19 protein-coding genes and 2 tRNA genes are annotated in these 18400 nt (G+C 67.0%); 12 read left to right on the forward strand and 9 right to left on the reverse strand.

The window, feature by feature from the left end; genetic code table 11:
- Positions 1-78 precede the first annotated feature (78 nt).
- From rph to WS89_RS14355, 9 genes are all read left to right on the forward strand, one after another.
- A complete protein-coding gene (gene rph / locus WS89_RS14315) occupies positions 79-819 on the forward strand; it encodes a ribonuclease PH (RefSeq protein ID WP_059791577.1) in 741 nt (246 codons plus the stop codon).
- Positions 812-1438 carry an RdgB/HAM1 family non-canonical purine NTP pyrophosphatase gene (gene rdgB / locus WS89_RS14320; protein ID WP_059499952.1) on the forward strand — a complete coding sequence of 209 codons (627 nt, stop codon included), beginning with the start codon at positions 812-814 and terminating at the stop codon, positions 1436-1438. Before rph ends, rdgB begins: the two co-directional genes overlap by 8 nt.
- 34 nt (positions 1439-1472) lie before the next feature.
- Entirely contained in the window at positions 1473-2687 is a 1215-nt protein-coding gene (gene hemW / locus WS89_RS14325; protein ID WP_059791578.1) for a radical SAM family heme chaperone HemW, read from the forward strand.
- Between the two features lie 44 nt (positions 2688-2731).
- Positions 2732-2819, forward strand: a tRNA-Ser gene (locus WS89_RS14330).
- A 141-nt stretch (positions 2820-2960) separates the two neighbouring features.
- Positions 2961-3353, forward strand: a complete 393-nt coding sequence (locus WS89_RS14335; protein WP_034206673.1) for a hypothetical protein — start codon at positions 2961-2963, stop codon at positions 3351-3353.
- 332 nt (positions 3354-3685) lie between these two features.
- Complete coding sequence (locus WS89_RS14340; protein ID WP_059499928.1) at positions 3686-3979, forward strand: hypothetical protein; 294 nt, start codon at positions 3686-3688, stop codon at positions 3977-3979.
- Between the two features lie 317 nt (positions 3980-4296).
- Positions 4297-4788: an energy transducer TonB family protein gene (locus tag WS89_RS14345; protein ID WP_059499927.1), complete on the forward strand. Its 492-nt coding sequence runs from the start codon at positions 4297-4299 to the stop codon at positions 4786-4788.
- Between the two features lie 302 nt (positions 4789-5090).
- A complete protein-coding gene (locus WS89_RS14350; protein ID WP_059791580.1) occupies positions 5091-6401 on the forward strand; it encodes an MFS transporter in 1311 nt (436 codons plus the stop codon).
- Between the two features lie 105 nt (positions 6402-6506).
- Positions 6507-6686, forward strand: a complete 180-nt coding sequence (locus tag WS89_RS14355) for a hypothetical protein (RefSeq protein WP_059499925.1) — start codon at positions 6507-6509, stop codon at positions 6684-6686.
- 19 nt (positions 6687-6705) lie between these two features.
- Here the strand turns inward: WS89_RS14355 and waaC are convergent, their stop codons facing one another.
- Entirely contained in the window at positions 6706-7704 is a 999-nt protein-coding gene (gene waaC, locus WS89_RS14360) for a lipopolysaccharide heptosyltransferase I (RefSeq protein ID WP_059791582.1), read from the reverse strand.
- A gap of 196 nt (positions 7705-7900) precedes the next feature.
- Between waaC and WS89_RS14365 the strand changes: the two genes are divergently transcribed.
- Entirely contained in the window at positions 7901-9448 is a 1548-nt protein-coding gene (locus WS89_RS14365) for a chloride channel protein (protein ID WP_059791584.1), read from the forward strand.
- A 116-nt stretch (positions 9449-9564) separates the two neighbouring features.
- Here the strand turns inward: WS89_RS14365 and WS89_RS14370 are convergent, their stop codons facing one another.
- The 5 genes from WS89_RS14370 to WS89_RS14390 all read right to left on the reverse strand — a co-directional run bounded on the left by WS89_RS14370 (position 9565) and on the right by WS89_RS14390 (position 12847).
- Positions 9565-9966, reverse strand: a complete 402-nt coding sequence (locus WS89_RS14370; protein WP_059791586.1) for a YXWGXW repeat-containing protein — start codon at positions 9964-9966, stop codon at positions 9565-9567.
- Between the two features lie 160 nt (positions 9967-10126).
- Positions 10127-10381, reverse strand: coding sequence for a cell division topological specificity factor MinE (gene minE, locus WS89_RS14375; RefSeq protein ID WP_006476634.1), 255 nt, complete (start codon positions 10379-10381; stop codon positions 10127-10129).
- Positions 10382-10393: 12 nt separating this feature from the next.
- Positions 10394-11209, reverse strand: coding sequence for a septum site-determining protein MinD (gene minD, locus WS89_RS14380; protein ID WP_006476635.1), 816 nt, complete (start codon positions 11207-11209; stop codon positions 10394-10396).
- Positions 11210-11268: 59 nt separating this feature from the next.
- Positions 11269-12054 carry a septum site-determining protein MinC gene (gene minC / locus WS89_RS14385; protein ID WP_059791589.1) on the reverse strand — a complete coding sequence of 262 codons (786 nt, stop codon included), beginning with the start codon at positions 12052-12054 and terminating at the stop codon, positions 11269-11271.
- A 169-nt stretch (positions 12055-12223) separates the two neighbouring features.
- Complete coding sequence (locus WS89_RS14390) at positions 12224-12847, reverse strand: GNAT family N-acetyltransferase (protein ID WP_257127200.1); 624 nt, start codon at positions 12845-12847, stop codon at positions 12224-12226.
- Positions 12848-13400: 553 nt separating this feature from the next.
- Here WS89_RS14390 and WS89_RS14395 point away from each other — a divergent pair.
- Positions 13401-14561: an alkane 1-monooxygenase gene (locus WS89_RS14395; RefSeq protein WP_059499919.1), complete on the forward strand. Its 1161-nt coding sequence runs from the start codon at positions 13401-13403 to the stop codon at positions 14559-14561.
- 421 nt (positions 14562-14982) lie between these two features.
- Here the strand turns inward: WS89_RS14395 and WS89_RS14400 are convergent.
- Positions 14983-15073 (reverse strand) — tRNA-Ser (locus WS89_RS14400).
- A gap of 117 nt (positions 15074-15190) precedes the next feature.
- Positions 15191-16492 (reverse strand): serine--tRNA ligase, encoded by a 1302-nt coding sequence (serS, locus tag WS89_RS14405; protein WP_059499918.1) that lies wholly within the window; start codon positions 16490-16492, stop codon positions 15191-15193.
- A gap of 258 nt (positions 16493-16750) precedes the next feature.
- Here serS and WS89_RS14410 point away from each other — a divergent pair, with 258 nt between their 5' ends.
- A complete protein-coding gene (locus WS89_RS14410; protein WP_059499917.1) occupies positions 16751-17023 on the forward strand; it encodes a DUF2164 domain-containing protein in 273 nt (90 codons plus the stop codon).
- A 43-nt stretch (positions 17024-17066) separates the two neighbouring features.
- On the opposite strand, the gene WS89_RS14415 is transcribed toward WS89_RS14410, so the two are convergent.
- Complete coding sequence (locus tag WS89_RS14415; protein ID WP_059499916.1) at positions 17067-18377, reverse strand: replication-associated recombination protein A; 1311 nt, start codon at positions 18375-18377, stop codon at positions 17067-17069.
- Positions 18378-18400 lie beyond the last annotated feature (23 nt).

Below are 18400 nucleotides of genomic sequence, written 5' to 3' on the forward strand. Positions count from 1 at the left end.
TTTTTGCGGACCGTCCCGCCGGGCACGCCCGCCGTTCGGCGCTAAAATCGGGGTTTCCTCCCCTTCCGCGATTTCCCCATGACGTCTTCCGTTTCCCGCCCGAGCGGCCGCCGCGCCGACGAACTGCGCAAGGTCGCCCTCACGCGCCACTACACGAAACACGCCGAAGGCTCCGTGCTGGTCGAATTCGGCGACACCAAGGTGCTCTGCACCGCAAGCGTCGCCGAACGCGTGCCCGAGTTCCTGCGCGAGCGCGGGCAAGGCTGGCTGACCGCCGAATACGGGATGCTGCCGCGCGCGACCCACACGCGCAGCGACCGCGAAGCCGCCCGCGGCAAGCAAACGGGCCGTACGCAGGAAATTCAGCGCCTGATCGGCCGCGCGCTGCGCGCGGTATTCGATCTCGAGGCGCTCGGCCCGCGCACGATCCACATCGACTGCGACGTGATCCAGGCCGACGGCGGCACGCGCACGGCCAGCATCACCGGCGCGTTCGTCGCCGCGCACGACGCCGTGTCGACGCTGATCGCGGCCGGCAAGCTCGCGCGCTCGCCGATCACCGACCATGTCGCCGCGATTTCGGTCGGCGTGTACGAAGGCGCGCCCGTGCTCGATCTCGACTACGCGGAAGATTCGCGCTGCGACACCGACATGAACGTCGTGATGACGGGCGCGGGCGGCTTCGTCGAAGTGCAGGGCACGGCCGAAGGCGTGCCGTTCTCGCGCGCCGAGATGAATGCGCTGCTGGACCTCGCCCAAGGCGGGATCGCCGAGCTCGTGCGGTTGCAAAAAAATGTCCTGGGCACGAGCCATGCCTGACGACCTCACCCTCGCGCCGCTGTCGCGCATCGTGCTCGCATCGAACAATCCGGGCAAGCTGCGCGAATTCACCGCGCTGTTCTCGACGGTCGGCATCGAGATCGTCCCGCAGGGCGACCTCGCGGTGCCGGAGGCGGAAGAGCCGTTCGGCACGTTCATCGAGAACGCGCTGACCAAGGCGCGCCACGCGTCGCGGCTCACCGGGCTGCCGGCGATCGCCGACGATTCCGGCCTGTGCGTGCGCGTGCTGCGCGGCGCGCCGGGCGTCTATTCGGCGCGCTATGCGCAGCGTGCGGGCCGCGCCAAGGGCGACGCGGCGAACAATGCGTATCTCGTCGAGCAGTTGCGCGGCGTCGACGACCGGCGCGCCTACTACTGCTGCGTGCTCGCGCTCGTGCGCCATGCGGACGATCCGGAACCGCTGTTCGCCGAAGGGCGCTGGGCCGGCGAGATCGTCGATACGCCGCGCGGCGAACACGGATTCGGCTACGACCCGTATTTCTACCTGCCGTCGCTCGGCGCGACGGCCGCCGAACTCGAGCCGGCCGTGAAGAACACGCACAGCCATCGCGCGCTGGCGCTGAAGGCACTGCTCGCACGGCTCGCGGAGGAAGCATGACCATCTCCGATATCGCTTCGCCGCAGGAGGTGGCATGAGCCAGGCCGCGGAAACCGGTGCACGCGTCGTCGCGACCTTCACGTCGCCCGGCCAGGTGCGCCTCACGTCGCTGCCGCCGCTCGCGCTGTACGTGCATTTCCCGTGGTGCGTGCGCAAGTGCCCGTACTGCGATTTCAACTCGCACGAATGGAAAGGCGAGCGGTTTCCGGAAGCGGAATATCTCGACGCGCTGCGTGCCGACCTCGAGCAGGCGCTGCCGCTCGTGTGGGGTCGGCAGGTGCATACCGTGTTCATCGGCGGCGGCACGCCGAGCCTGCTGTCGGCGGCCGGCCTCGATCGGATGCTGTCCGACGTGCGTGCGCTGCTGCCGCTCGACGCCGATGCCGAGATCACGCTCGAGGCGAATCCGGGCACGTTCGAAGCCGCGAAGTTCGCGCAGTTCCGCGCGAGCGGCGTGAATCGCCTGTCGGTCGGCATCCAGAGCTTCAACGAGGCGCACCTGAAGGCGCTCGGCCGGATTCACGACACCGCGCAGGCACGCGCGGCCGTCGAGATCGCCGCGAAGAATTTCGACAACTTCAACCTCGACCTGATGTTCGCGCTGCCGAACCAGACGCTCGACGAATGCCGCACCGACATCGAGACCGCGCTGTCGTTCGCACCGCCGCACCTGTCGCTGTATCACCTGACGCTAGAGCCGAATACGCTGTTCGCGAAGTTCCCGCCGGTCGTCCCCGACGACGACGCGTCGGCCGACATGCAGGAATGGATTCATGCGCGCACGGCCGAAGCCGGCTACGAGCGCTACGAAGTGTCCGCATACGCGAAGCCGAATCATCAGTGCAAGCACAACCTGAATTACTGGCGCTTCGGCGACTATCTCGGGATCGGCGCGGGTGCCCACACGAAGCTGTCGTTCCCGAACCGGATCCTGCGGCAGGCGCGCTACAAGCATCCGGCGACCTTCATCGAGCAGGCGAAGGCCGGCACGGCCGTGCAGGAAGAGCGTGAAGTCGGCGCGCGCGACCTGCCGTTCGAATTCATGCTGAACACGTTGCGGCTCGTCGAGGGCTTCCCCGTGCACAGCTTCGTAGAACGCACGGGCCTGCCGATGAGCACGATCGAGCCGGCGCTGAAGGAAGCGGAGCGGCGTGGACTGATCACACGCGATTTCACCCGGATCGCGCCGACGCCGCTCGGCCAGCGTTTCCTCAACGACCTGCAGGAATTGTTCCTGCGCGACGACTGACCGGATGAACCCGGCGGCATTTCGGTTACAATGCCGCCTCGTGTGGAAGCGTGGCCGAGCGGTTTAAGGCACTGGTCTTGAAAACCAGCGACGGGAAACTGTCCGTGAGTTCGAATCTCACCGCTTCCGCCAGGAAGTTCGCCCAACCCCGTCCATTCCCGGAATGACGGGGTTTTTGTTTGGCCGCACACGTGCGCTCCGCACGTTCCGACGCGCCCCGCCGGATGCCGTTACAATCCCGCGCTCCGATTCGCGAAACGGGAAATCCACGTCATGAAGCCCTTCCTCGTCTCGTCGCTCGTCGCCGTGCTGGCCACCGTCAGCACGCATGCAGCGGCCGACACCGCCGCCGGCAGCGACGCACAGGCGTCGTGCGCGATCGCGTACGTAACCGGCGTCGGCGGTTCGCCGCGCGGCCTGAGCGAATACCTCGCCAGTCCGTCGCCGTACAACTACCTGAAGGACAACGAGCTTCAGTGCAAGGTGGGCGACGACGGGCGCACGTCGAACTGCACCGGCGTGACCTACCTTCGCAACGAACAGGTCAGCGTATACGACGATTCCGATCCTGCGACGCTGACCGTCGTCGCGCGCGTGGAACTCGATCACGGCCAGAAGTATCCGGTGATCGTCGTCGTGCAACGCAAGGACGCGCGCTGCAAGTAGCGATGTCGCGGTGCGACACGCCTGTCGATCGAGTCGGAACGCGCGTTTGCGCCGTGCCCTGCGCGGCACCTGGCTGGCACGCCGGGGCGGCGGCGCCGCACGCGATCAATACGACAATCCCCGCTTCCGTCGCTCGCCAATGGAATCGGCGCCCGATCGTCGGCGCCGAATCGGCATGGTATGCGCACCCGGCCGGAAGTCGCCGCACCACCGCCGCACGCCTCCCGACCCACCCCGCCATCGCCTAGAATTCGTTCAACACGGCGACACGAACGCCGCCGCGTATTCGATGCCGCACGCGCCACCCTTGCGTACGGCACACGGAGATCGCCATGACCGACCTGTCGACCGCGACGAACCACGTCGATTACGAAGGCTTCGAGATCCATGTCGTGCCGGCCGCGGTGCCCGGCAGCGACACGCGCTATACCTACACCGGCTACGTATGTCATCCGGGTGCGAATCCCGCGCTGCCCGGCCATGCGGTGCCGTTCCACGCGGACGGCGAGGAAAGCTTCGCGAGCCTCGACGAGGCCGCCCACGAAGCCGTGCACATCGGCAAGAGCATCATCGACGGCACACATCCCGACCTGTCGGTACTGTCGCTCGTGACGCACGGCTTCTGACGCGGCCGGCCCGCATCGCTTGCGATCGAGCGGACGGCCAGCCGAAATTGCCGCATCGGCCGAGCGCGCCGCCCGCCCGGACGGATCGCGGCATGCCGTGGCTTTCAACTTCGCAACACGCGCGTGCCCCGATGTGGCGCTGTCACATGTCGCGTCGCATCGGGGCGCACCATGCACACGCACGTTGCTCGACGCGGCGCCCGGCCGCCATCATCAGCGATCGCAGCGACCGGTCCCGCGCGCTATGCGTTTCTCCCCATATCGCGTCGCGTCGGTGCGCCTATCATTTTTTTATCGTCCCTCCTGGCCGTCACCTCATGCGCCCCCTTCTCCGTCCGCGCGTCGCCCGGCTGCGTGTTGCCGCGCTGGCCGCCGTCGCCCTGCTTGCCGCGTGCACGATCACGCCACCTTCGTCGCTACGCTCGGTCCTGACGATTCCGTCCGTCACACGCAGCGGCAGCCTCGACCAGTATCGCGTCGAGGTCGCCCATCGTGTCGCCGAACGCAATCCGTCCGGGATGCTGCACGGCACACCGCAGGCCATGCTGCGTTCGCTCGTCGTCGTGGCCTTCACCGTCGACGGCAGCGGCCGCGTCATCAATGCATCCGTCTATCGCAGCAACGGCGACAGCGAAGCGGAAGCGCTCGCGCTCGCGTCGCTGCGCCGCTCGGCCCCGCTGCCGGCGCCGCCGTCGCGGCTGCTCGACGGCAACGGCCGGCTCGAACTGATGGAAGGCTGGCTCTTCAACGACGACGGTCACTTCCAGCTGCAAAGCACCGCGTCCGCGCAGGCGCAATCGATCGATTGACGCGCCGCCGCGACCCGATTGCGGGTGAGCGGCGGCGGTGGCTATAATTTTCCGCACTCGCGCGGCCATCACGCCGCGCGTGCGTTCGCGCGCCCCACCCGGCAAGCGAGCCGACCACGCCGGCACCGGGCGGCGACGTACCCGTCTCCATCGTCGACCGGCGGGTGACGTCCGCGCCACGGCGCGCGTCCACGCCGCCACCGCGTCATCCGCATCATCATCTGCCCGGCTGCTCCCGGCAGGCAAGCGCCTGCCCGAGTGCATGCTCGGCCGACCGCCCCAACGACAAAACGGAGACATCCATGTCCGCATCCCCCCCGGCCGTTGCACACGCAACCGGTTCGGCCGGCGCCGTCAGCCACCGGCGCATCGTGTTCGCGAGCTTCATCGGCACCGCGATCGAGTTCTACGATTTCTACGTGTACGCGACAGCCGCCGCGCTCGTCATCGGCCCCGTGTTCTTCCCGCACGGCTCGGCGACGGCGCAGGCGCTGTCCGCGTTCGTCACGTTCGGCATCGCGTTCATCGCGCGCCCGATCGGCTCGTTCCTGTTCGGGCACTTCGGCGACCGCATCGGCCGCAAATCGACGCTCGTCGCATCGCTGCTCGTGATGGGCGTGTCCACCACCGCGATCGGCTTCGTGCCCGGCTACGACGCGATCGGTGCGCTCGCGCCGGTACTGCTGTGCGTGCTGCGCTTCGGCCAGGGGATCGGCCTCGGCGGCGAATGGGGCGGCGCGGCGCTGCTCGCGACCGAGCACGCGCCGCAGGACAAGCGCGGCTGGTTCGGGATGTTCCCGCAACTGGGGCCGTCGGTCGGCTTCCTGATGTCGAACGGGCTGTTCTTCGCGCTCGCGCTGTCGTTGTCCGACGAGCAGTTCCGCAGCTGGGGCTGGCGCATCCCGTTCCTCGTCAGCGCGGTGCTCGTCGCGCTCGGCCTGTACGTGCGACTCAAGATCACCGAAACGCCCGCGTTCCAGGCCGCACTCGACCGCAACGAGCGCGTGCGCGTGCCGGTCGCGACGCTCGTCACGCAGCACTGGCAGCCGACGCTGCTCGGCGCGCTCGCGATGGTCGTCTGCTACACGCTGTTCTACATCTCGACGGTGTTCTCGCTGTCGTACGGCGTGTCGACGCTGCATATTCCGCGCCAGAGCTTCCTCGGCCTGCTGTGCTTCGCGGTCGTCTTCATGGGCCTCGCGACGCCGCTGTCCGCATGGGCGTCGGACCGCTTCGGTCGCAAGCCGGTGCTGGTCGTCGGCGCGATCGCGGCGCTACTGTCGGGATTCGCGATGGAACCGCTGCTCGGCAGCGGCTCGATGCCGCTCGTCGCGCTGTTCCTGACGATCGAGCTGTTCCTGATGGGCGTGACGTTCGCCCCGATGGGCGCGCTGCTGCCGGAATTGTTCCCGACCAACGTCCGGTATACGGGCGCGGGCGTGGCGTACAACCTCGGCGGAATTCTCGGTGCGTCGATCGCACCGTATATCGCGCAACTGCTGGCTGCGCATGGCGGGCTGTCGTGGGTCGGCGGCTATGTGTCGGTGGCCGCGGCGATCAGCCTGATCGGCGTACTGCTGATGCGCGAAACGCGGGACGCGTCGCTCGTCTGACCCTCCGGGGCGGCCCGGGTTGTGCGACGGCGAGCGCTCTCTATACTCGATCCTGGGCGCGTCGTTACGCGCCCTCGGATCCCGCCCCCGACAGGAGCCGCCGCCATGAATATCCGCCTCGCCAACGCCGATCTCGTCCTGATCCTCGCACTCGCGCTGGGTGGCGCGCTACTGCTCGCGCTGCGGTTCCGGCCGAAGACCTGGCGCGGCCTCGTGTTCGAGGCGCTGCTGGCGAATCTGGCGGCCATTGCCGCCGTCGTCACGGTCGAGATGTTGCTGGCCTGATCGCGGCCGCCGCGCCGCGTCAGGCGGACAGCCGCGCGCGCAACGCGCCGTAGGCCGGGCAGACCGTGTCGATCGCGTCCAGCGCCTCGCCGACGGTCGGCATCGCCCCCGGCTCGCCGATCGACAGCGCCGTCGGCGCACCGCCGATGCCGCAATGGTGGCGCGACGTCGCGACGAAAATCATCACGGTCGGCCGCTGCAGTGCGTGCGCCATGTGCACGAACCCCGTATCGACGCCCACCACGAGCGCAGCCCGGCCAAGCGCCGCGCCGAGCTCGCGCACCGTCATCGCCGGTAACACGATCGCGCCCGGCGCACGGGCGGCGATATCCCGCGCATCGTCGTGCTCGGCCGCCGATCCCCACGGCAGCAGCACGCGCACGCCGCGCGCCATCATCTGCGTGGCAAGGGCGGCCCAATGCTCGGCCGGCCACTTCTTGTCGGGGTTGGACGTGGCATGGAACAGCAGCATGAACGGCCCGCCGTCGGTCACGGCGGCTGGCAGGCTCGCGTCCCGCGGCGCGACGATGCCGTACGCGGCAGGCCCTTCGGGCACGTAGCCGAGCGCTTCGCCGGCACTCACGCGCATCCCGTGCCATGCATCGCAGTCCGGTCGCGGACCGAAACGGTGCGAATACGCGAAGCGCGCGCCCGTTTCGCCGAGATCCTGCGTCTGATAGCCAACGCGGCGCGCGGCGCGCGCCAGCGACGAAATGATCGCGCTCTTGTAGACGCCGTGCAGATCGATGACGGCGTCGTACCGATGCGCACGCAACGCACCGATCGATGCCGAGATCGCCTTCAGGTCGCCGGCGTTGCGCATTTTCTTGAAGCGGCGCAGCGGCGCGCACAGGACGACGCTCACGCCCGGATGCCAGCGTACGACCTCCGCGCACGATTCGTCCACGGCCCAGTCGACCGTCACGCCGGGGAAGGCGCGATGCACGTCGGCAACGACAGGCAGCGTCTGGACGACGTCACCGAGCGACGTCACTTTCACGATAAGGATGCGTTTCACGATTTGCGGGGGAATCCTCGACTGGCCATCTCGGCATGCTAACGACGGTTGCTATGTGCAGACATTACGCGGGCATTACATTTGCAACAAATTGCATCTGTTTTGTGAATTTTTGTCGCCCCATTCGGGCTTTTGTCGTCCCCGCCGGCATCCGGTTCTTTTTATAATCGACTCTTTGCCCCTCCGGCCCGCCCCAATGCCGCGCCCCGCCCTCCCCGCGCTGTTTCCCGCCCTCACCCGCCGCTCGCTGCGAATCTGGCGCCAATATGGTGTTTTCTGGCTGGGCGCGATCGTCGTCGGCCTCGCCGCCGTACTGTACGCCCGGTTGATCGACTGGGGTTACGAGACCTTCCGCGCGATGCGCGATCACGCCGTCTGGCTGCCGCTGTTGCTGACACCGGCAATCGCCGCGATGTCGGCATGGATCACGCGGCGCTTTTTTCGCGGCGCCGAGGGCAGCGGCATCCCGCAGGTGATCGCGACGCTGCATGCGCGCCCGAGCGCATTCGGCGCTCGGCTGCTGACGCTGCGCATCCTGTTCGGCAAGGTGCTGATCTCGTTCCTCGGCATCCTGGGCGGCTTCACGATCGGTCGCGAAGGGCCGACGGTACAGGTGGGTGCGGCGCTGATGTTCAACCTGCGGCGCTTCTACCCGCGCTCGAACGCACAGATCGAACGCCAGTTGGTGCTGGCCGGCGCGGCGGCCGGGCTGTCGGCCGCCTTCAATACGCCGCTCGCCGGGATCGTGTTCGCGATCGAGGAGCTGACCCGCAGCTTCTCCGCGCGCGCCAGCGGCGTACTGATCACCGCGATCATCCTCGCCGGCGTCGTCGCGCTCGGCCTGAACGGCAACTACACGTATTTCGGCACGATCGACGCCGGCCTCCATTTCCCGAAACTGCTGGCGGTCGCGGTGCTGGTCACCGCGATCGTGACGGGCATCGCGGGCGGCCTGTTCTGCTGGCTGCTGCTCAACACGGGGCGCTGGCTGCCCGCGCAACTGCTGGGCCTGTATCGCGAGCGGCCGATCGCGTTCGCCGCGCTGTGCGGCTTCGCGATCGCCGTCGTGGGCCTCGTATCCGGCGGCACGACGTTCGGCAGCGGCTATGCCGAGGCGCGCGGCCTGCTCGACGGCAGCCAGCAACTGTCGGTGTTCTATCCGTTCCTGAAGATGATCTCGATGGTCGCGTCGTACCTGCCGGGCATCCCGGGCGGGATCTTCGCGCCGTCGCTGTCGATCGGCGCCGGCTTCGGCAACCTGCTGCACGCCGTGTTCAGCAACATGAGCCTGCCGATGCTGATCGCGCTCGCGATGGTCGGCTATCTCGCCGCCGTCACGCAGTCGCCGATCACGTCGTTCGTGATCGTGATGGAAATGATCAACGGTCATGCGCTGGTGATTTCGCTGATGGCGACCGCACTGGTATCGAGCCGGGTCTCGCGCTTTTTCGCGCCACCGCTCTACGAAACGCTCGCGCAGCGCTATCTCGCGCCGCCGGTCGCTGCCGCCGCGCCGGCAGCGGCCGCCGCAGCGGCCACTGCGGGCAACGTGACCGACGTGACCGAACCCCAGGATGCGAACGCGGCCCCCGCCGATCCGCTCGACACGCTGCGCGACGAAGGCGGCGACGAGCCGGCCGCCGCGGCGGCCGACAGCGCCGCGCATGCGCCGCACGATGCCGGGCCGGCCGCGACCGACGCAAACGGTTCGGCGCAGCGGCACGGCCCCCGCGACGCTCAGTAGATCACGACGGGTGCCGGCCGGTAGTAGACCGGCCGCGCCGGCACGACGATGCACCCGGCCAGCGTGATCGCGACGAGCACGATGGCGATTGCGGTTCTTTTCATCGCGCGCCTCCGTCAAGCCCAGTGGCCGCGCGTCCAGAACCAGTTCGGGCCGCGCTGGTCCCAATGCCCCGGCACCCATTGCATGCCCACGCGCTCGGCTTCCCAGTGGCCGCCGATCCACACGTAGCGGCCATGATCCCAGTGCCAGTGCCCGCGCTCCCACACATAGCCCACGCGCGTGGCCGGTACGACCTCGTAGCGCACGGGCGGCGGCGCATTCGGCGCAACGACGACGATTTCCCCGGTGCGCACGGCGACCGGCTCCGCGATGACCATGCGCCCCTGCGGCGCGAGCACGGGCGTGCCGACGAGCATCTCGTCCGCATGCGCGGCACACGGTGCGACGACGGCTGACAGGCCCGCGGCGAACAGCGCGAGCGAAACGATACGACGTGAAACGGTAGAAACGGCCATCACAACCTCCGGGTTGAACAAGTCACGCGAGCGTATTCGTTCAATGCGGGAGGGTCGATTACGGCCGACAGGCGCCGTGTTACGGCGTGCCCGAAAGTGCAACAGGGCGTAAGACGCGCACGGCGGCGGGCGCCGCCGTGCGGAAGGACGCGCGCAAGCGTCAGGCTTGCGGGATCTCGATCTTCACTTCGAGGACTTCGAGATCGTCCTGGCGCTCGAGGCTCACGCGAATGTCATCGTCGGAAATATGAACGTACTTCGAGATGACCGCGACGAGCTCTTTCTGCAGCGCGGGCAGGTAATCGGCCGGCGGCCGGCCGCCGACCCGCTCGTGCGCGATGATGAGCTGCAGGCGCTCCTTCGCGACCGATGCGGACTTCTTCTTCTCGCCGAGGAGAAACGAAAGGATGGACATGGGCGGCCTCCGTTACTTGCTGCCGAAGAGGCGCTGCAGCAGGCCCGGCTTCTGGTAATCGGTGAAGCGCAGCGGCTTGTCCTCGCCGAGAAAGCGCGCGACGACGTCCTTGTACGCTTCCGCGACGTCGGTGCCGTCGATGTGCACGGCCGGCAGACCCTGGTTCGATGCGTGCAGCACGGCCTCCGACTCCGGCACCACGCCGATCAGCTTGATGCGCAGGATCTCGCTGATGTCCTCGAGCGACAGCATCTCGCCCTCGCTCACGCGCTTCGGGCTGTAACGCGTGATCAGCAGGTGCTCCTTGATCGGCTCCTTGCCTTCGGTCGCGCGCTTCGTCTTCGACGACAGGATGCCGAGAATGCGATCCGAGTCGCGCACCGACGACACTTCCGGGTTCGTGACGATCAGCGCTTCATCCGCGAAGTACATCGCGTGCAGCGCGCCCGCCTCGATACCGGCCGGCGAATCGCAGACGATGTATTCGAAGTCCATCGCGACGAGATCGTTCAGCACCTTCTCGACGCCGTCGCGCGTCAGCGCGTCCTTGTCGCGCGTCTGCGACGCCGGCAGGATGAACAGGTTCTCGCACTTCTTGTCCTTGATCAGCGCCTGGTTCAGGTTCGCTTCGCCCTGGATCACGTTCACGAGGTCATACACGACGCGACGCTCGCAGCCCATGATGAGATCGAGGTTGCGCAGGCCGACGTCGAAGTCGATCACGGCCGTCTTGTGGCCGCGCAGCGCGAGGCCCGACGCGAAGCTCGCGCTCGTCGTCGTCTTGCCCACGCCGCCCTTGCCCGAGGTCACCACGATGATTTTTGCCATTTACCCAATACCCTGTGTTCGTCAATGAGAGCCGATCGATCCGGAGCGCACCGCGTGAATCACGTCAGCCGCAGCGGTTCGATCATCAGTTTTTCCTCTTCGAGCCGGATCTGCACCGATTTGCCCAGTACGTCGGCGGGCAGCGGGTTCTCGGTCGTTCGATAGATACCCGCGATCGAAATCAGTTCCGGTTCGAGACACGTGCAGAAAATGCGCGCGTCGTGATTGCCGTGCACGCCCGCCAGCGCGCGGCCGCGCAACGGCGCGTAGATGTGGATATTGCCTTCCGCGATGATTTCCGCACCGTGACTGACCGGCGCGAGCACCACGAGGTCTCCTTTCGCGTAAATCTGCTGCCCCGAACGCAGCGGCCGGTCGATCACCAGCGTCTGGCCGCCGGCCTGCGCGAGCGTCGGCGCGGGCTCCGACGACTGTTCGGGCGCCGCTGCGGTTGCCGCAGCGGCGGCGGTTTCGGCGGCTGGCACGGCCGCCGGTTCCGCTTCGTCGGCAGGTTTCGCGGCCGGCGCGCGGCGATCGCGCGCCTCCAGCAACGGCAGGCCGGCTTCCCCCGCCCAGCCCTGCGTTGCCAGTGCGACGACGCCCACCGGACGCATCCGCACGTCGTTCAGCATCTGCCGGATGTCCGCGAGCGCGACGCGTTCGCCGTCAGCCAGGCGGCGGACGTCGATCGCGACGACATCGTCGGCGAAAAACTCGGGAGTCGCTTCGAAGCGCTTGACCAGTTCGGTACGCAACGCATCGAGATCGGTCGTCTTCACGGTGAACAGCAACGTATCGACCGATCCGCTGCGCAGCTCGAAGAATGGCGATTTTTTAAGCGACATGGACACTCTGCAAAAATTTTTTGCGTATTTTACAGGCGTCCACGCGTGCGGCCATTATTTTTGGGACGAGGAGCGGTGGCGCCCCGGGCGGACGCGGCACCGGCCAGCGGGCGGGCCGGTGGGCGACCAGGCTGTCATCGCGCCACGCGGTGGCCTTTTTGAGGTCGCGTCAGTGCTTCACCTGCGACACGAACAGCGATTTCATCGCGCCGGGCATCCGTGCGATCGGCGCGTGTTCGCCGGTGTTGCCGAAGCCGGCACGCTCGTAGAAGCGGATCGCGTTGCGGTTCGCATCGGCGATCCACGCGTAGACGTCGGTGGCGCCGCGCTCGGCGAGCCATGCGGTGGCCGTCTCCAGCAACAGCACGCCGCCGCGCAGGTGACGCACCGCATGCGCGACCCACAATTCGCTGACGAACGCGCGCCGATCGGGGCTGTTGTCGAAATACGCCCCGATCATGCCGGCCGGGTGGCCTTCGGTGTACAGCAGGAAAGTCGTCGACTCGTCGGACACGGCGCGCTGCGCGGCAATCGCCGACGCCTCGTCCGTTTCGACGGTCAGCAATTCGGCCTCCGGCGCTTCGCCGGGTGCGTAGGGCTCACGCAGCGACGCGGCGCGGAGTTCGCGATACACGCCGCCCTGATCGGCAGCGATACGACGAACGGTCAAGGTCGAACTCATGCAGGCACAGCCCCCTTCGGACAGCAAGCTAGTAGCTTCAACCGAAAGCGGGGCATGAGTCAAATCGTAATTTTCAAATGGCGGCGCGGATCGAAAGGCGGCAGATGTCATCAGCGGCGATACGCGCCGCCCGGTGTGCAGGTGCAGCATCAGCACATCGACGCAGGCCCGCCGACGGTGAGCGCGATCTGGCGATCCGACGCTTCGCGTCGTTCTCCTTGCGACGCGCGGTCGTCCGGTTTCGAGCCGCGTTGCATTGCATCGCCGCGACCGTAATGCTCCGTAATATAAGCAAACGAAAAGCCCGCTGCGCCCCTCCTTCGTCGACCTCTCTATTGCAACGCAACATTTGTTGTAACTCGCCGTACCGACCTGTGCTTGCCGCCTGCGGAGTCATTCCTCCGACAAACATCTCGCCGCTGCGGGCCGATCCACCCGCGTCGGCATGTTTCAATCAGCGCGCGTCGGCCCCTCCCCGACGCATGTTGCGCGCACCCCGTCGTTTGGAGCAACACGCCTAGCGCCGGAGTTTGGCAAGCGCGCGCACCGGTCGTATAACAGGCAGAACCGGACGACGATCCGGCGGCCGCGCGCGTCGCGGACCACGAGGATTCGAACGATGTTGCATGAGGCCGCCCGCGGGCCGGCCGACTGGAGGGAGACAATGGCAATGACCGACGGACCGGCTTCGGGCTGGTCGGATGGCAAGCGTTATCTGTGGCTGCTCGGCGCGCTGACGATCACGCTGCCGATCCTCGCCGCGCAGCTCGCGCTGTCGACGGGCCTTCACGTGTTCTGGTGGTTCGGCCCGCTGTTCGCGTTCGGCGTGATCCCGATCCTCGATACGCTGATCGGCGACGATCGCGACAATCCGCCCGAAGCCGTCGTGCCGCATCTCGAACGCGAGCGCTATTACCGGCACATCGTCTATCTCGCGACTTTCGTCGAATACGTCGCGTTCTTCATGTGCGTGTGGATCGTCGGCACGCATACGCTCGCGTGGTACGACTACGTCGGCTTCGCGCTCTCGCTCGGCGCCGCGACGGGCATCTCGATCAATACCGCGCACGAGCTCGGACACAAGACCGACCGCTTCGAACGCTGGCTCGCGAAGATCACGCTCGCGCCGGTCGCTTACGGCCACTTCTACGTCGAGCACAATCGCGGCCATCACGTGCGCGTCGCGACGGCCGAGGATCCGGCGAGCGCGCGCTACGGCGAGTCGTTCTGGGCATTCCTGCCGCGCACGGTGACCGGCAGCATCCGCTCGGCGTGGCGGCTCGAAAAGGGCCGCCTCGAACGGCTCGGGCATTCGCCGTGGACCTGGCGCAACGAAGTGCTGCACGCGTGGGCGATGACTGCGGTCGTGTGGGGCATCGCGATCGCGGTGGCCGGCAAGGTCGCGATCCCGTTCCTCGTGATCCAGGCCGTCTACGGCGCGTCGCTGCTCGAAGTCGTGAACTACGTCGAACACTACGGGCTCGGCCGTCGCAAGCTGCCAAGCGGCCGCTACGAACGCTGCACACCGCAGCATTCGTGGAACAGCAATCACGTCGTCACGAACCTGTTCCTGTACCAGTTGCAGCGACACGCCGACCATCACGCGAATCCGACGCGCTCGTACCAGGCACTGCGCCACTTCGACGATGCGCCGCAGTTGCCGGCCGGCTACGCGACGATGATCCTGCTCGCGTACGTCCCGCCGCTCTGGTATCGCGTGATGAACCCGCGCGTGGTCGCGCACTATCGCGGCGACATGGCGCACTCGAACATCAAGCCGTCGATCCGCGACAGGGTGCTGGCGCAGTATCCGGCGGCGGCGTGATCGTTCGGGATGGGGGAGAAGCCGGCGGACGCGGCTTGAAACGGTCGACGCGCCGGTTTTGCGCGCGCTCGGTGTGGCAGCTGCGCCGTCACGCCTAATCGAACATGGTCCTTCTGCGGCGGGGCCGTGGCGCGCTCGACGAGCGCTGCGAAGATCCACGACCGCGATGACCGCAATCGGCAATGCAATAACCGTCAGGACTTCCGACGGTCGGTTCGTCGCCGACGGGTCGGCTCGTCATGCAGCGAGGCTGCATCGACGATGCGGCACGATCGTGCGCGCAGTGGAATCGCTATTGTCTCGGCACGACCCGATGCGCCGGTAGCCGGCCTGCCGTCGCCGTATCGGCAATCGACACATTGCACCGGCGGCTCAAAACGAAAAACCCCTTGATCCTTCCGGATCAAGGGGCTTCGTATTTTGGCGGAGAGGGTGGGATTCGAACCCACGGTACGGGGAAACCGTACGCCTGATTTCGAGTCAGGTACATTCGACCACTCTGCCACCTCTCCTTCCTTACTGCATTTCGCGGTTGGTCGTTTCCGCGAAAGAAAAGATTATAAAACGATCTTTTCTTGGCTGACAAGCCCCTTCGGCAAATTTTTTTGCAGGGCTTCGGAAGGCCCGCGTTACGACGCCTGTGCCGGCGCGTCGATCCGCTCGATGCCACCCATGTACGGACGCAGCACTTCCGGCACCGTGACCGAGCCGTCCGCGTTCTGGTAGTTCTCCAGCACCGCGACGAGCGTGCGGCCGACCGCCAGGCCCGAACCGTTCAGCGTATGCACGAGCTCCGGCTTGCCTTGCGCGTTGCGGAACCGCGCCTGCATCCGGCGCGCCTGGAACGCCTCGGTGTTCGAGCAGCTCGAGATCTCGCGATAGGTGTTCTGCGCGGGCAGCCACACCTCGAGGTCGAACGTCTTCGCCGCCGAAAAGCCCATGTCGCCCGTGCACAGCGTGATCACGCGGTACGGCAGGCCGAGCTTCTGCAGGATCGCTTCCGCGTGGCCGACCATCTCGTCGAGCGCCGCGTACGACGTTTCCGGCGCGACGACCTGCACCATCTCGACCTTGTCGAACTGGTGCTGACGGATCATCCCGCGCGTGTCGCGGCCGTACGAACCGGCTTCCGAACGGAAGCACGGGGAATGCGCGGTGAGCTTGATCGGCAGCGCGGATGCGTCGACGATCGACTCGCGCACGGTGTTCGTCAGCGAAATCTCGGACGTGGAAATCAGGTATTGCGTGACCGTGTTTTCCGCGCCGCCCTTCTCGACGCGGAACATGTCGTCCGCGAACTTCGGCAACTGGCCCGTGCCGTACAGGATCTCGGGATTCACGATGTACGGCGTATACGTCTCGGTATAGCCGTGCTGCTGCGTGTGCGTGTCGATCATGAACTGCGCGAGCGCGCGGTGCAGGCGTGCGATCGGGCCGCGCAGCATCGTGAAGCGCGCACCGGCGAGCTTCGCCCCCGTCTCGAAATCGAGACCGAGCGGCGTGCCGACATCGACGTGATCCTTCACCTCGAAGTCGAACTGGCGCGGCGTGCCCCAGCGGCGCACCTCGACGTTGTCGGCTTCGTCCTTGCCGACCGGCACGCTTTCGTGCGCGACGTTCGGCATGCCCAGCATCAGGTCGGACAGGCGCGCCTGGATCTCGCCGAGCTTGGCTTCCGACGCCTTCATGTCGTCGCCGATCCCGCCGACCTCGGCCATCACGGCCGACGTGTCCTCGCCCTTCCCCTTCATCGCGCCGATCTGCTTCGACAGGCTGTTGCGGCGCGCCTGAAGCTCTTCGGTGTGGGTCTGGATCGCGCGGCGCTCCGCCTCGAGGGCGGAGAACGCGGCGACGTCGAGGGTGTAGCCGCGATCGGCGAGGCGCTTGGCGACGCCGTCGAGGTCTTTGCGCAGCAACTGGATGTCGAGCATGGGAGGACTTGGAAAATCGTTGTGTAAGACGGGAATTCTAACGCACCCCGCGGCCGCCACGGCACCGTCCGGACGGACGATGTCGCAAATGGGCGGCCATGGCAGTATCGCACTGGCGGTCCGCCGCATCGGCGGCCGGCGAACGGCCGAGCGCCTCGCGATGACGGATCGCAATACGCTCGCGATACGCCCGCGCCGGCTCGCGGCAACCGAATCGAGCGGAGCGCCGGCTCCGCGTCACAGCCTCCAGGGAATCCGATGACCATCGAACTCGACAAGGATCTACGCGACCGCGCGATCGCGTCGCTGCAACGTTATTTCACAGAAAACATGGACGAGCCGATCGGCAACATCCAGGCCGGCGCGCTGCTGCATTTCTTCGTCCAGGAAATCGCGCCGGCGATCTACAACCTCGCGATCGCCGACGCGCAGGAACGCCTGCATGCGCGAGTCGCCGAACTCGACATCGAATGCCACGAAGAGCCGTTCGAATACTGGAAGAAACAACCGCCGGGCCGCAACAAGCGCTGACGCATCCGCGGCGGCGCAGGCCGGAGCGCCCCGCGCGGCGCCGTCAGTCCTTCTTGCCGGCCTCGCGATCGAGCTCGCGCAGCCATGCAAGCTTGTCGGCGATCTTCGATTCGAGCCCGCGCGGCACCGGCTGATACCAGCGCGGCTCGCGCATCCCGTCCGGCAGGTACGTCTCGCCGGCCGCGTACGCGTTCGGCTCGTCGTGCGCGTAACGATAAGCGTGACCGTAGCCGAGCTCCTTCATCAGCTTGGTCGGCGCGTTGCGCAGGTGCACGGGCACCTCGCGCGACTTGTCCTGCTTCACGAACGCCATCGCCTGGTTGAACGCGTTGTAGCCGGCGTTGCTCTTCGCCGCGCACGCGAGATAGATCACGGCCTGCCCGAGCGCGAGTTCGCCTTCCGGCGAGCCGAGCCGCTCGTAGGTTTCGGCGGCGTCGTTCGCCACCTGCAACGCGCGCGGATCGGCCAGGCCGATGTCTTCCCATGCCATCCGCACGATGCGCCGCGCGAGATACTTCGGATCCGCGCCGCCGTCGAGCATCCGGCAGAACCAGTACAGCGCGCCGTCCGGGCTCGAGCCGCGCACCGACTTGTGCAGCGCCGAAATCTGGTCGTAGAAGTTGTCGCCGCCCTTGTCGAAGCGCCGCGCGTTCAGCGTCATCGCACTGCTGACGAAATCGGCATCGATCGTCGCGACCCCGGCCGACGTCGCCGCCGTCTGCGCCTGTTCGAGCAGGTTCAGGAAGCGGCGCGCGTCGCCGTCCGCGTAGCCGACCAGCGTATCGATCGCCTTGTCGTCGAACGCGAGGCCGTCGAGCGCGATGTCCTGCGCACGCTTCAGCAACTGGCGCATCTCGTCGTCGTTCAGCGACTTCAGCACGTACACCTGCGCACGCGACAGCAACGCCGAATTGACCTCGAAACTCGGGTTTTCGGTCGTCGCGCCGATGAAGGTCACGAGGCCCGATTCGACGAACGGCAGCAGCGCATCCTGCTGCCCCTTGTTGAAACGGTGGATCTCGTCGACGAACAGGATCGTGTGGCGCCCGGTGCGGTTCAGCGTGTCCTTCGCCTGCTCCATCGACTCGCGGATGTCCTTCACGCCGCCGAGCACCGCGGACAGCGCGATGAACTCGCAGTCGAACGCGAGCGCGGTGAGCCGCGCGAGCGTCGTCTTGCCGACGCCGGGCGGCCCCCACAGGATCATCGAATGCGGCTTGCCCGATTCGAACGCGAGCCGCAGCGGCTTGCCTTCGCCCAGCAAATGCGTCTGGCCGATCACCTCGGCGAGCGTTTTCGGCCGCAGCGCCTCGGCGAGCGGCCGGCGCGGCTCGACTTGAAACAGGTCGGACATGAACCCTCGCTCCACATCAAACG

The sequence above is a fragment of the Burkholderia sp. MSMB1072 genome (assembly GCF_001524725.1).
GTDB lineage: Bacteria > Pseudomonadota > Gammaproteobacteria > Burkholderiales > Burkholderiaceae > Burkholderia.